The sequence below is a fragment of the Nonlabens ulvanivorans genome (genome assembly GCF_000732625.1).
Classification (GTDB): Bacteria; Bacteroidota; Bacteroidia; order Flavobacteriales; family Flavobacteriaceae; genus Nonlabens; species Nonlabens ulvanivorans.
In genome coordinates, this window is record NZ_JPJI01000032.1 from 792,518 (window position 1) to 805,685 (window position 13,168).

General features: G+C 36.5%; 13 protein-coding genes. 5 read left to right on the forward strand and 8 right to left on the reverse strand.

What is annotated here, in order from left to right:
- Positions 1-11: 11 nt before the first annotated feature.
- Complete coding sequence (locus IL45_RS10740) at positions 12-1,538, forward strand: GH3 auxin-responsive promoter family protein (protein ID WP_036583731.1); 1,527 nt, start codon at positions 12-14, stop codon at positions 1,536-1,538.
- Positions 1,539-1,589: 51 nt separating this feature from the next.
- Here the strand turns inward: IL45_RS10740 and clpX are convergent, their stop codons facing one another.
- The 8 genes from clpX to IL45_RS10780 form a co-directional block, all read right to left on the reverse strand.
- The gene (gene clpX / locus IL45_RS10745) at positions 1,590-2,831 is read right to left on the reverse strand and encodes an ATP-dependent Clp protease ATP-binding subunit ClpX (RefSeq protein WP_006796248.1); all 1,242 of its coding nucleotides are present in this window, start codon (positions 2,829-2,831) and stop codon (positions 1,590-1,592) included.
- 69 nt (positions 2,832-2,900) lie between these two features.
- Positions 2,901-3,575 (reverse strand): ATP-dependent Clp endopeptidase proteolytic subunit ClpP, encoded by a 675-nt coding sequence (gene clpP, locus IL45_RS10750; protein WP_006796247.1) that lies wholly within the window; start codon positions 3,573-3,575, stop codon positions 2,901-2,903.
- 87 nt (positions 3,576-3,662) lie between these two features.
- Positions 3,663-4,991, reverse strand: coding sequence for a trigger factor (tig, locus tag IL45_RS10755; protein WP_036583735.1), 1,329 nt, complete (start codon positions 4,989-4,991; stop codon positions 3,663-3,665).
- Positions 4,992-5,153: 162 nt separating this feature from the next.
- Positions 5,154-5,501: a phage holin family protein gene (locus IL45_RS14950; RefSeq protein WP_042244783.1), complete on the reverse strand. Its 348-nt coding sequence runs from the start codon at positions 5,499-5,501 to the stop codon at positions 5,154-5,156.
- A gap of 81 nt (positions 5,502-5,582) precedes the next feature.
- Positions 5,583-7,175, reverse strand: coding sequence for a lipase (locus tag IL45_RS10765; protein WP_036585266.1), 1,593 nt, complete (start codon positions 7,173-7,175; stop codon positions 5,583-5,585).
- A gap of 13 nt (positions 7,176-7,188) precedes the next feature.
- Positions 7,189-8,445, reverse strand: a complete 1,257-nt coding sequence (locus IL45_RS10770) for an OmpP1/FadL family transporter (protein WP_106200833.1) — start codon at positions 8,443-8,445, stop codon at positions 7,189-7,191.
- A 101-nt stretch (positions 8,446-8,546) separates the two neighbouring features.
- The gene (locus IL45_RS10775) at positions 8,547-9,311 is read right to left on the reverse strand and encodes an alpha/beta fold hydrolase (protein ID WP_036583740.1); all 765 of its coding nucleotides are present in this window, start codon (positions 9,309-9,311) and stop codon (positions 8,547-8,549) included.
- Complete coding sequence (locus tag IL45_RS10780; protein WP_036583742.1) at positions 9,312-10,028, reverse strand: pyridoxine 5'-phosphate synthase; 717 nt, start codon at positions 10,026-10,028, stop codon at positions 9,312-9,314. It abuts the gene before it with no gap.
- A gap of 86 nt (positions 10,029-10,114) precedes the next feature.
- Between IL45_RS10780 and IL45_RS10785 the strand changes: the two genes are divergently transcribed.
- From IL45_RS10785 to IL45_RS10800, 4 genes are all read left to right on the forward strand, one after another.
- The gene (locus IL45_RS10785; RefSeq protein ID WP_036583744.1) at positions 10,115-10,771 is read left to right on the forward strand and encodes a CBS domain-containing protein; all 657 of its coding nucleotides are present in this window, start codon (positions 10,115-10,117) and stop codon (positions 10,769-10,771) included.
- Positions 10,771-11,646, forward strand: coding sequence for an NAD kinase (locus IL45_RS10790; RefSeq protein WP_036583746.1), 876 nt, complete (start codon positions 10,771-10,773; stop codon positions 11,644-11,646). Before IL45_RS10785 ends, IL45_RS10790 begins: the two co-directional genes overlap by 1 nt.
- Before the next feature lie 102 nt (positions 11,647-11,748).
- Positions 11,749-12,429: a type IX secretion system protein PorG gene (porG, locus tag IL45_RS10795; RefSeq protein WP_036583748.1), complete on the forward strand. Its 681-nt coding sequence runs from the start codon at positions 11,749-11,751 to the stop codon at positions 12,427-12,429.
- Between the two features lie 2 nt (positions 12,430-12,431).
- On the forward strand, positions 12,432-13,166 hold the full coding sequence (locus IL45_RS10800) for an isoprenyl transferase (protein ID WP_036583751.1): 735 nt from the start codon (positions 12,432-12,434) through the stop codon (positions 13,164-13,166).
- The last annotated feature ends 2 nt before the right edge of the window (positions 13,167-13,168 follow it).

Consider the following 13,168-nt stretch of genomic DNA (forward strand, 5'->3'; position numbering starts at 1 on the left):
TTTTCGGCTTTATGGCTATACCGTTAATCAATTCTGTAGTATCGTGGTTTCTTAAGAAACGTATACATGATATGGAGCTTTTTATGAAGCATCCACAAGAGTTGCAAAACAATCTGTTGATGGACATGATACGTTTTGCACGTCATACTGAAGTGGGAAAAAAATATGGTTTTGCAGATATGAAGTCATATCGGGATTTTGCAGACCGTGTGCCATTAGGAAATTATAATGATGTTCAAGATGATATTGAGCGTTGTAAAAATGGTGAAAACAACATTTTATGGCCTACACCTATTAAATGGTTTGCCATGAGTAGTGGTACCACCAGTAGCCGTAGTAAGTTCATACCCGTAAGTCAGGAATCTCTTGAGGATTGTCATTATGCAGCGGCAAAGGATTTGTTATGTATGTATCTTAATAATAATCCTAATTCAAAACTGTTTAGAGGTAAAGGCTTGCGTCTAGGTGGTAGTAAAAAACTAGATAAAATAGCTGGTACTAGTGCTGGTGATTTAAGTTCTATTCTCATAGATAATATGCCTTTTTGGGCAGATTATAGTTCCACACCAGGTAATGAGATTGCACTCATGCCCGACTGGGAAACTAAGATGCCAGCCATAGTACGAGAAACTATTAATGAGAAAGTAACCAGTCTTGCTGGTGTACCGTCATGGATGATGGTGTTGTTGAATAACGTGCTAGAAACTACTGGAAAAAACAATATCTTAGAAGTATGGCCTGATATGGAAGTGTTCTTTCATGGAGGCGTGAGTTTTGATCCTTATATAGATCAATATAAAAAGTTGTTGCCAGACGATAAAATCAAGTATTACGAAACCTATAATGCCAGTGAAGGATTCTTTGCCATACAAGATAGTAATCATAATAAGGAGTTGCTGTTAATGCTGGATTACGGGATTTTCTATGAGTTCATCCCTATGAAAACTTATGGGACACCAGATGAAAAAATCATCACCTTAGACCAAGTAGAAGTAGGAGAGAACTATGCCATAGTTATTACTACAAATGGCGGTTTGTGGCGTTATAAAATAGGCGATACGGTACGTTTTACGAGTAAAGCACCATATCACATCAAAGTTACTGGTAGAACGAAACACCATATTAATGTTTTTGGAGAAGAGCTTATCATAGAAAATGCTGAGGCTGCGCTTAAAAAAGCAATGAAAGAAGTGCCATGCAGTATTAAAGATTATACGGTAGCACCCATTTTTATGCAAGGAAAAGAAAAAGGTGCTCACGAGTGGATGATCGAGTTTGATCACAAACCTACTGACTTGCAAAAATTTGCTCGCACGCTGGATAAAGAACTCCAGCAAGTGAACTCAGACTATGAGGCAAAACGAGCTAATAACATCACACTTACAGAGCTTAAAATTCACGACGCACAACCCGATTTATTCTACAACTGGCTCAAAGAAAAAGACAAACTAGGCGGACAACATAAAATTCCTAGATTGAGCAATTCCAGAGATTATATGGAAGAGTTGTTGCGATTGCAGTCGCAAATTCAAGCATAAAAAAACCCCATCAATCGATGAGGTTTTTCACTTTATAGCGTGCTGCCGTTTTTAAACTACAGCCTTTAATTGTTTTTGAATACCGCTTTTATTGAGTTTAGACTCGGCATAGGTTTTTGTGACTTTAAATTCTTTATCATCACTACTAGGTAAATCAAACATAGCGTCTGTAAATATCGCTTCACAAAGAGAACGTAATCCACGAGCTCCTAACTTATATTCAATCGCTTTTTCAACAATATAATCCAGTGCACCATCAGTAATGGTAAATGTAATATCATCCATACCAAAAAGTTTAGTATACTGCTTGATAATCGCATTTTTAGGTTCTGTAAGAATAGCTCTTAAAGTACCTGCATCTAATGGATTCATATGTGTAAGTACAGGTAAACGACCTATGATTTCTGGAATCATCCCAAAATCTTTGACATCTTTAGGGATGATATATTTCAAGATGTTGTCTTGATCTTTTACATCATCATTAGACATACTAGCGCTAAAACCTACCGCTTGCATATTCAATCGCTTACGGATCACTTTTTCTATTCCGTCAAAGGCTCCACCAGCGATAAATAGGATATTCTCTGTATTTACTTCAATAAATTTCTGATCTGGATGCTTACGACCACCTTTAGGCGGTACGTTAACAACGGTTCCTTCTAGTAATTTAAGAAGTCCTTGTTGCACTCCTTCACCAGATACATCTCTAGTAATAGATGGATTATCACTCTTGCGAGCAATTTTATCTATCTCATCGATAAATACGATTCCGGTTTGTGCTTTTTCAAGATTATAATCTGCAGCTTGTAAGAGACGTGTTAAGATACTTTCTACGTCTTCACCTACATAACCAGCCTCAGTAAGTACGGTAGCATCAACTATTGCTAGCGGTACATTAAGCATGCGAGCAATGGTTTTGGCAATAAGTGTTTTACCAGTACCGGTCTGTCCTACCATAAGGATATTGGATTTTTGAATCTCAATATCATCATCGTTATCTACTTGTAATAATCTCTTGTAGTGATTATAAACGGCGACAGACATCACTTTTTTAGTGAACTCTTGACCTATGATATACTCATCAAGAAAAGCTTTAATATCTTGTGGCTTGCGCAGTTTCAGCTCGGCATTAGTGATACCAGTTTCATCTTCTTTCTTGACATCTTCTAATACAATACCATGTGCTTGCTCGATACAACGATCACAAATGTGCGCGTCTAATCCTGCAATTAATAAATTGGTATCGGCCTTATTACGGCCACAAAAACTGCATTCCAGTTGTTCTTTACTCATAATTTGTAGTTTGTAGTACTTTGTTTTAGAATACGCTTTCGCGAAAGCGTAAACACTATAACAGATGTACTAGTCACGAGTTAGTACTTCATCAATCATACCGTACTCTTTAGCCTCGGCAGCCTTCATCCAGTAATCACGATCTGAGTCTGCATAGACTTTTTCATAAGTTTGCTTAGAATGCTTAGCAATAATAGTATAAAGTTCTTCTCTTAATTTAACGACCTCGCGTGCGGTGATTTCTATATCACTAGCTTGTCCTTGTGCGCCACTAGAAACCTGATGGATCATCACACGACTATGTGGTAAGGCACTGCGTTTTCCATCTGCTCCTGCACATAGTAAAACAGCTCCCATACTAGCAGCCATACCGGTACAAATTGTTGCAACATCTGGTTTGATAAATTGCATCGTGTCATAAATACCTAAACCTGCATAAACGCTACCACCTGGTGAGTTGATGTAGATTTGTATGTCCTTGTTTGCATCTGTGCTTTCTAAGAAAAGCAACTGTGCTTGTATAATGTTTGCTACTTGATCATTTACTCCAGTACCCATAAAAATGATACGGTCCATCATTAAACGTGAAAACACGTCAAAGATGGCGATGTTCATCTGGCGTTCTTCAATAATATTAGGAGTAAGATTAGTAGGGTACATGCTACCCATTATTTTATCGTAATACATCGGGTTGACACCTTGATCTTTTACGGCAAACTTTTCAAATTCTTTAGATATATCCATGTGGTAATATTACTTTTAATAAGGTAAAAAAGGCGTTAACCTATTGATAAAGTTAACGCCCTAAAGATAAGAATTATTCCATCGAGTTTATGACTCGTAGGCTTCCTTAATGAACTCTTCATAGGTAAGCTCTTTTTTCTTGAGCTTTGCGTTTTCCTTAAAGAATTGTAACATTTTTTCGTTTTGTAATTGCTCGCTCATTCTTTTTACCTCTTCTTGGTTTTGCATGATGCGTGCAACAACTCCATCTATCTCTTCATCACTAGCATCTGTATGACCATACTGTGCCATTTGTGCTTTGATTTGAGTACGAGAATAATCTTTTAGTTCTTCAAATTTTAATTGAAGATCTGGATTAGTCTTTAATATTTTAGATTCAATTAGCTGGTAACGTAGACCTTTTTCAGAACGCTCATACTCTGCAGCGGCTTCTTCTTCAGTCATAGGGTTCTCACCAGAATTTGCTATCCATCTCTTTAAAAAGTCTGCTGGAAGATCAAATTTTGTGTTTTCAATAAGTCCTTCAGTAACGTCTGTTAAGAGTTTTTGATCTGTTTGTTGAGAGAACTGGCGTCCAGCATCTTCTCTTAAACGTTCCATTAATTCTTCTTTACTTGAAATGACTCCAGGACCGAATAACTTATCAAAGAACTCTTGATTCATCTCAGCAAGTTCACGCTCGTTAACCTCAGTGATTTCAAAAGTTACTTTAATGTCTAGACCATGTGCTTTATCGTGCTCTACTTTTAAGAAGTTCATCAAATCGTGATCATCTTCAAAAAGGCTTTTAGTTTTTAGTTCTAAAGTATCACCTACTTTACTACCTACAAATTTCTTAAGGTTGGTCTTCCCTTTGATTTTGTCGGTTTTAAAGGTAGCGTCACTGTTGATGTCTTCATCATCATTACGGAAAACTCCAGTCACTTCATTACCTTCAGCAACGGTATCCTTAGCAATTAATTTACCATATTGCTCACGGATACGATCAATTTGACGATTTAAAGTATCGTCATCTGTTTTGATCTCGTAGTGAGTAATGGTCTTTTTACCTTTTACATCTACATCAAATTGTGGAGCTATACCTAGTTCAAATTCAAAGGTAAAATCGTCTGCATCCCAGTTGATGTCCTCTTGAGCTTTAGGAAGTGGATTTCCTAATAACTCAAGTTCTTCTTTAGTAATATACTCGTTCAATTGTTGCTGGATCATTTTATTGATCTCTTCAACTAGAATAGGAGTTCTGTATTTTTTTCTGATTAAGCTAGCAGGTACATGTCCTTTTCTGAAACCAGGAATGTTTGCTGTCTTGCGATAATCTGCAAGTAACTTATCTACTTGTTCTTGATAGTCTGCTTTCTCAACAGTTAGTGTAAGCAACGCATTAAGTGCGTCTATGTCAGTGCGCTTGATATTCATTTAAAGACTTTTAAGTGCTGTTAAAATTGGGGTGCAAAATTACTCTTTATTTGCGTGTAATCAAATAGTTTGTAACAATGAACGGTTTTAAAGTCACGGTTTTAACTTGAATTTACGTTTTTAGGATACAAAATGCTGCTGTAGCATGGCATCTTATGTCGATTAATCCTTGTCCTTTTCTAGTAGTTGAAACAATATAGAGCGACCGATAGCTAATAGTAAAGAGAAAATAAAAGCCCATAAAAGCCCATCCACCTCAAAACCGCTTACTAGCCAATCTGCAAGTAAAATGATGATTGCATTGATGACTAAAAGAAATATCCCTAGAGTAATTATGGTCACTGGTAATGTGAGTATCACTAGAATAGGTCTTACTATAAAGTTTAGAAGTGATAATGAAATGGCAACTAAAATAGCACTTAGATATCCATCGGTACTTACTCCTGGTAATAGCTTTGAAAGCAATACAACTAATAGTGCAGTTATTAACAGCTTGATTATAAATTTCATAATGTATGATTTAGGTGGTAAAAATAAAAAAATCCGTCTCAGTAAAACCGAGACGGATTTTAATAAATTATTGAACTGATTTTAGTTTACAGAATCACTAGTTTGAATAGAGCGGTATGCACCTATGTTAACCTTAGGAACGTTAGCGTCATATTTAGCGTTTATTGCATCTATAATAAAGTTTGCTGTAAGAGCATATCCTCTTGGTGTTGGGTGAACACCGTCTAAAGAAAATGCACCACCTGTCGCATAAGTAGATGTTAAAACACCACCATTAAAAGATACACCACCGTTAGCTACTTGTGAAAGAGCTGTTCTAGCATCTACAAAAGCAAGATCGTTTGCAGCTGCAAGAGCTTCTAGAGTAGAGTTGTATGCTGTTTGAGCTGTGCTTATAGCAGTTTGTTCTTCAGGAGTTAAAACCCACTGATCTTCTAACGGGAATGTAATACCGTTTACTGATAACTGACCAGCGGTTGCTTGATCAAGACCTAGACCTACTAACTCTTGGAAACGTGTACTGTTAAGCTGTGCAATTACAGTCTGACTAGTGAATACTAATAGGTCGTCCTCAGTTGCTTGTCTTGCTTGTCCATATTGCTGACCGAAAAGTGCAGCTTGTTGAGCAGGAAATCCGCCTCCTATTAAAACCTGTGTAAGTTGTGCTGATATATCTGTCAATGATTCGTCTTTAATTACTACTGCACTTGCAGCTGTAGTAGAAAAAGTAATAGATCTTTCAGGTACACCTAAAAATGCAAACGCTTGATTTAACGCACCAAATTGAGCATTTAAAGCTGGGATTTGAGCGGCAAAATCTGGATTTGCAGGGCTTAATGGTGCAAAAGGAACAGTTGTAAAGAAAGGTATTGAAGTTACATCTGGAATGTTAACTAAAGCGCCTTTAGCTCCGTTTGCTGTTAGTGCCGTTACATATTGAGATACAGCACCTGCAAATACATTAGGGTCTGTAATGTCATTACTCCCATATGATGTTGGGTCAAAGTTTCCAGTTTGATCAACTCCTATACCACCAGAAGTAGCAAAAGATAATATGTCATTATTACCTATCCACAGAGTGAAGAAGCTCGGGTTTGCTGCAGCGGCATCACCTATAACAGTAGACATGCCACCTGATGCAAAGCGTACATAATACGGATTAGCCTGGCCAGTTGCCACACCCGCGATATTTCCATATCCTGGTGCGCCTAAATGAAAACTTTTTGCACCTGGTACACCATAGTTATTCAATTTTCCAGTAAAAGTATTTGTGATATCTGTAGTAGGTGCCTCGCCAGTATAAACTGCTGGTGCAGGACTACCATTTGCGCCTACTGCTAGTACAAATCGATTAGGCAATATTTGAACTCCACCGGCAAGCAATCCACCAGCGTTGTCATTTACTAACGGTTGGATAAATTCACCACCACCAGCAAGTTCCATTTGACCAGCCATTATTGCTGGAAAAGATTTTAATTGAGCGTCTAGATAAAGTGCGCCATCTGCATAACCAGATGTTAAAGAGTTACCTACTGACACGTAGTTTGAAAAATCTGCTTCACCAGAGGTGTATACTCCAGCTTCATCAATAGGATTATCAAATTCTACCTCACAACTTACTACCGCAGCTGCTGCGATAAAAAGTCCAATATATTTTAAATTAAATTTTTTCATCATCATTGTTTTTTTACATGCTGTATGTTACTCCTATACCAGGAATAAGCGCTTGTGATTTATAAGTTCCGCCAAAAGAAGAAGGTGCCGAAGCTCCCGGATCTGTAAAGAAGTCATACGATTCATTTACTTCCTTAAATCTTAAGTAAAGGAATGAAGCATCGATAGCAAGTTTAGAATTAACTTGATAAGAAAGTCCGAAGGTGTATCCTAAAGAGTCGTTACGTGGTGTCTCTGGCGCAAAATAACCAGATTGTACAGGAGATTCATCATAGTACCATCCGGCTCTTAAGGTAAGATTATCAGTTGCTAAATATTGAGCACCTAATCTCCATGAAGAAGAGTCTTTGTAGTTTCTAGGATTGATAGAAGTAGATCCATTTTCAAAAACTAGATCTAGACTTTCGTACTCACTCCATAATGCACGATTGTAATCAAATGCAAGTAAAAGTTTATCGTCAAAAAACTTATGACTAAGTCCTACAGTGATTTCTGCTGGTAAAGGAAGAGTCGCTGTAAATCCAGTTTCACCGTTTGCTGGTGTTAATGCAGAGTTAGGGAAATTTGAGAATGTAGCTGTTCCTTCTGTACTTTCAATATTAATTAATGAACGATAGTTAAAACCAAAAGAGAAACGATCATTAGGTGTAAACATTAAACCTGCGGTCCAACCCCATGCAGTTACACTGGAATCATCAATACCTACATTTGAGCGGTTACCTTGCTCATCAGTAAGTGATTGGCCAGCGTTTCTGTTAAAGGTAACTCCGCCTATCGCTAGAATCGGTCCACCACCTATACTAACGCTATCAAATAGTTGATAAGAAATAGTAGGTTGTATAAATATAGCGCTTAATTCAATTTCATTTACTAAATGAGAACCTGACCAATCTGTAGGCCATGTTACATTACTACCAAAAGGAGTGTAAATACCTAAACCTACAGCAAGCTTTTCATTGATTTTATAAGTTCCATAAGCATAAACAGGAGTACCTGTAGGGCTGTCAGTTTCTGAAGAAGTTCCAAATTCTGAGTTTTGATAAGAAACGCTTGAAAAAACGCCAAATCCACCAGCACTAAAATTAATTTTGTTTTCTAAGTGTACCAATCCTGCTGGATTGAAAAAGAGAATGTCAGCACTGTTAACTACAGCCACACCAGTGTGTCCCATGGCTAACTGTCTATTACTCTGTGTACTTACTCGATATCCACCAGCATAAGCCATTGTAGAAATCAAAAGAAGCACTGCTAAAGCTTTTAATTTATTCATAATCAGTTTGTTATTAAAAAAATTGGGGTTTTGTTAAGTCAAATTTAATATTTTAAACTTCTTACGCAAGCGTTTTCGTTATTATTATGCTTGCATAGTATTTAATCTGTAAGAAAACTTGTGACCGTATTATAGAAAATTTCAGGTTGTTCTGCGTGCAACCAGTGTCCTGCATTAGGGATTGTTTTTAAGTCCGCTTTCGCGAAAGCGTGTTCTATAATTACGAAATCGTTATCGTTAATGTATCCTGAATTTGCACCTCTAACAAACAGTGTAGGGATATTTATTTGAGTCTGGATGGGTTCTTGAAAACCAATCATCTCTTGACTATCACCTAATACTTCTAGATTAAAGCGCCATCCATATCTATTTTTATCTATCCTATATAAACTTTTTAATAAGAATTGTCTCGTGCCAAAATCTGATATACGTAGGGCGAGCTGCTCATCTGCTTCTTTACGACTTTTTATTTCATCAAAGTTGATGGACTTTAATCCATTAATGATATCACTGTGATGAGGAGCATAGGTTTTAGGCGCAATGTCTGCAACAACTAGTTTTTTAATAAGTTGAGGAAAATCTGCGGCCACTTTCATAGCAACTTTTCCACCCATAGAATGGCCTAATAAATAGATGTTCTCCAGTTTATGTTCTATACAATAATCATGAACGTCTTTTGCAAGTAGTGTGTAGTTAAAGTCTACACTGTGTAAACTACGTCCATGATTGCGCTGGTCTATTAAATGAACCTCATAGCCGTTTTCACTCCATTCTTTACCGAGAGTTTTCCAATTGTCTGCCATGCCTAAAAAACCATGTAGAATAATAAGTGGTTTTCCTTCTCCTAAAATAATTGAATGCAGCATCTAGTCTGTTAATCTGGATTTATACATATTCACAACATTTTCAAGACCCATGTAGAGGCTTTCTGATATAAGAGCGTGGCCTATAGAGACCTCTAGTAGTCCGGGCACGTTGTCTTTAAAATACCTCATGTTTTCTAGTGATAGGTCATGACCTGCATTTATTCCTAGGCCTAGTTCAAGCGCTTTTTGAGCAGCTTTAATATAAGGTGCAACTGCTAATTTCTTATTGATAGGGTATTGTTGCGCATAAGCTTCTGTATAAAGTTCTATGCGATCTACACCAGTTTTTGCGGCGCCTTCAACCATTTCTATTGTTGGATCTACAAAAATGCTAGTTCTTATGCCTTGATCTTTAAAATGTTTTACGATTTTAGTTAGATAAGCTTCATTCTTTATGGTGTCCCATCCAGCGTCTGAAGTTATGGCGTCAACGGCATCTGGTACTAATGTAACCTGTGCTGGTTGAACCTCGTCTACTAGTGCGATAAATTTCTCATTAGGATTACCTTCAATATTTAATTCTGTCTGAATCACCTTTTTAAGATCACGAGCATCTTGATATCTAATATGTCTTTCATCTGGTCGAGGATGTATGGTAATGCCTTGTGCGCCAAATTGCTCTATGTCTAATGAGCATTTTATTAAGTCAGGTACATTTCCTCCACGAGCGTTACGCAGCGTGGCTATTTTATTAACATTTACACTAAGTGCGGTCATAATAATTTATTGAGTTTCAAAAATACAAAGGATTCACCGCAACGAGTAATCACAGAAATGATTAATTTGCAAAAAAAGCTTGTTAAATGAACATTCAAGAATACATTATTAATGATGTGAAGCCGCTTCAGGTTACAGATGAGGTTACGGTGTCTCAAAATATATTCTCGCAATTGACCTATTCCCATCTTCCTGTAATGGAGAATGAGGTTTACATTGGCTGTGTTTCTGAAAACGATGCGCATTGTTTTGAATCTGGATGTACATTAAAAGATGTAAAGTATGCGCTAGACACTTTTTATGTTATGGTTGACACACATTGGTTAGATGTGCTGGAGGCATTTGCACAGCATGATTGTAATGTGATGCCAGTGTTAGATGATAATAATCAATATTTAGGTTATTATGAACTTAAAGATATTTTGCAGTTATTTAATGATTCTCCTTTTTTATATGAATCTGGAGCTGTAATCGTACTAGAAAAAGGTACAACAGACTATAGTTTTAGTGAAATTACTCAGATTATTGAGTCTAATGATTCTAAGTTATATGGTTGTTTTATTAGTGGTTATAATGATCATTTAACTCAGATAACCGTTAAGGTCAGTGCAGAAAATGTTAATCAAGTGCTACAAACTTTTAGAAGATATAGTTATGAAGTAGTCAGTGCTGCAGAGGAAGATACCTATCTCGATAATCTTAAAGAACGATCAGATTACCTTAATAAATACCTTAACATGTAATGAAGAAAATCGCTATTTACGGTCAGTATCTTCAAGAGGATAGTCTTTCTACTATTGCCAGTGTTCTTAAGCAATTGCATTTACGTGATTGTGATGTTTATATGGAGCAGGACTATGTTTCCCTTATTGGGGATAAGATTGATTTAAACATGGAAGGGACTTTTAAATCATTAGATACTAGTTTTGATTTAATGATCAGTATAGGAGGTGATGGTACTATTTTAAGAGCTGTATCCTATATCGGTAAGCTTAATATTCCTGTAATGGGAATTAATACTGGGCGACTTGGATTTCTCGCGACATTGCAGTCAGAAGAGTTAGAGCTCGCTTTTACTTTATTGTTCAATAAAAAATACCGTTTAAGTAAACGCAGTTTAATCACAGCAACCTCTAAACATCCAGAAAATCATCTGGTACCAGATAACTTTGCGCTTAATGAAGTAACAGTAAGCAGACAGAATACCACGAGTATGATACAAATAGAAACTCATCTTAATGGTGAGTTGTTAACATCATATTGGGCAGATGGGTTGATTGTTTCCACTCCTACGGGATCTACCGGTTATAGTTTAAGTTGTGGTGGACCGGTAATTACACCAGATACTAAGGCATTGGTCATTACGCCTATAGCGCCTCATAATTTAAACGCACGACCATTAGTCATTCCTGATGAAACTGTTATTACCGTAAAAGTTATGGGTAGAGAAAATGAATTCCTGGCCTCTTTAGATAATCGTATTGCTTCATATCCAGATGAGACTGAAATCACTTTAAAAAAGGCAGATTTCACAATTGATTTAATTGAATTAGAGCACGTGAGTTTTATAAAAACCATTCGTCATAAATTACTTTGGGGAGAAGATAAACGTAATTAGACAATAATTTTAAAGAAACCTAGTTTTACATTACTCACAATCATGCATGTTTACTCATGTCAGGTAATGAGAATTGTTATATTTGCACGTTTTAAAATTTCCATGCGTTTATTATTATTAGTTAGTTTTCTTTTTTGTTTCGCTTTCGCGAAAGCGCAAACCTATGAGGTAGGCCTCTTTGCAGGTGGTAGTAATATCATTGGTGATGTAGGTAGCACGCAGTTTATAGATCCTGTAGATCTTACTGTAGGTGGTATTTTTAAATGGAATCGTAGTGACCGTCACAGCTTTAGAGCTTCATTAATATTTTCTAATATGGTAGGTGACGATAATGATAGTGATGATATATCAAGAGATTTAAGAGGTTATAAGTATAATTACAACCTTATAGAAGCAAGTGTAGGGATTGAATATAATTTTTGGGAATGGGAACTTTACACGGGTAAACCTCAAATCGTGCCCTATATTTACACAGGGATTACTGGTTTTCAATATGAAGGCTTTAGATTAGATCAAGCTAGTAATCAACTAGTAGAAGATGACACAGATAGAGGATTAGCAATTCCGTTTATTTTAGGAGTAAAGTATAATATAGCACCTAAGCTGGTCTTAGGATTAGAAGCTGGTGTGCGATATACGTTTACAGATAACCTAGATGGTAGTAATAACGAGGATTTTGAAAGTGTAAGGTTTGGGAATATTAACAATAATGATTGGTATGTATTCTCTGGTGTAACGTTAACTTATGCATTTGGTAGAAAACCTTGTTATTGTAATTTTTAAGAATGGATAAAAACGTACTACATACCCATAATATACCACAGCATGTTGCTGTAATTATGGACGGTAATGGTCGCTGGGCAAAAAAACAAGGCCTCATGCGAGTGCGAGGACATGAAAAAGGAGCAAAAGCTGTAAGAGAAACAGTTGAAACCTGTGCAGAGTTAGGTATTAAGAACCTGACTTTGTATGCTTTTAGTACAGAAAACTGGAAAAGACCTAAGCTTGAAGTAGATACTCTTATGAGATTACTGGTGTCAAGTCTTAAAAAAGAACTTCCTACTTTACAAAAAAATAATATTTCCCTTAAAGCAGTAGGTAGTCTTGAATTATTGCCTAAAACGGCACAAAAAGAACTTCAAGAAGTAATTACTGCTACAGAAAATAATAATCATATGAACTTAACTCTAGCCCTTAGTTACGGGTCACGTGAAGAGTTGATTACAGTTATTAAAAATGTAGCAAATAAGGTGAAAGAAGGAGAGATAGAAGTTGAGAATATCAATCAAGATACGATTAATGGTTTATTGTATACTAATTACATGCCAGACGTAGACCTATTGATTAGAACGAGTGGTGAGCAACGTATAAGTAACTTTTTGCTGTGGCAGATCGCTTATGCAGAGCTTTATTTCACTGATGTACTTTGGCCTGATTTCAGGAAAGAACATCTTATAGAGGCATTAAAAAATTATCAAGACCGAGAACGTAGATTCGGTAAAACGAGTGAACAATTATAGAA

What these genes read in the sequence shown, in the direction of transcription:
- porG (WP_036583748.1), top strand. Translation starts at nt 11,749, where the DNA reads ATGCGTTTATTATTATTAGTTAGTTTTCTTTTTTGTTTCGCTTTCGCG.
- IL45_RS10740 (WP_036583731.1), top strand. Translation starts at nt 12, where the DNA reads ATGGCTATACCGTTAATCAATTCTGTAGTATCGTGGTTTCTTAAGAAA.
- tig (WP_036583735.1), bottom strand. Translation starts at nt 4,991, where the DNA reads ATGAATATCAAGCGCACTGACATAGACGCACTTAATGCGTTGCTTACA.
- IL45_RS10800 (WP_036583751.1), top strand. Translation starts at nt 12,432, where the DNA reads ATGGATAAAAACGTACTACATACCCATAATATACCACAGCATGTTGCT.
- clpX (WP_006796248.1), bottom strand. Translation starts at nt 2,831, where the DNA reads ATGAGTAAAGAACAACTGGAATGCAGTTTTTGTGGCCGTAATAAGGCC.
- IL45_RS10790 (WP_036583746.1), top strand. Translation starts at nt 10,771, where the DNA reads ATGAAGAAAATCGCTATTTACGGTCAGTATCTTCAAGAGGATAGTCTT.
- IL45_RS10785 (WP_036583744.1), top strand. Translation starts at nt 10,115, where the DNA reads ATGAACATTCAAGAATACATTATTAATGATGTGAAGCCGCTTCAGGTT.
- IL45_RS10775 (WP_036583740.1), bottom strand. Translation starts at nt 9,311, where the DNA reads ATGCTGCATTCAATTATTTTAGGAGAAGGAAAACCACTTATTATTCTA.
- IL45_RS10765 (WP_036585266.1), bottom strand. Translation starts at nt 7,175, where the DNA reads ATGAAAAAATTTAATTTAAAATATATTGGACTTTTTATCGCAGCAGCT.
- IL45_RS10770 (WP_106200833.1), bottom strand. Translation starts at nt 8,445, where the DNA reads ATGAATAAATTAAAAGCTTTAGCAGTGCTTCTTTTGATTTCTACAATG.
- IL45_RS14950 (WP_042244783.1), bottom strand. Translation starts at nt 5,501, where the DNA reads ATGAAATTTATAATCAAGCTGTTAATAACTGCACTATTAGTTGTATTG.
- IL45_RS10780 (WP_036583742.1), bottom strand. Translation starts at nt 10,028, where the DNA reads ATGACCGCACTTAGTGTAAATGTTAATAAAATAGCCACGCTGCGTAAC.
- clpP (WP_006796247.1), bottom strand. Translation starts at nt 3,575, where the DNA reads ATGGATATATCTAAAGAATTTGAAAAGTTTGCCGTAAAAGATCAAGGT.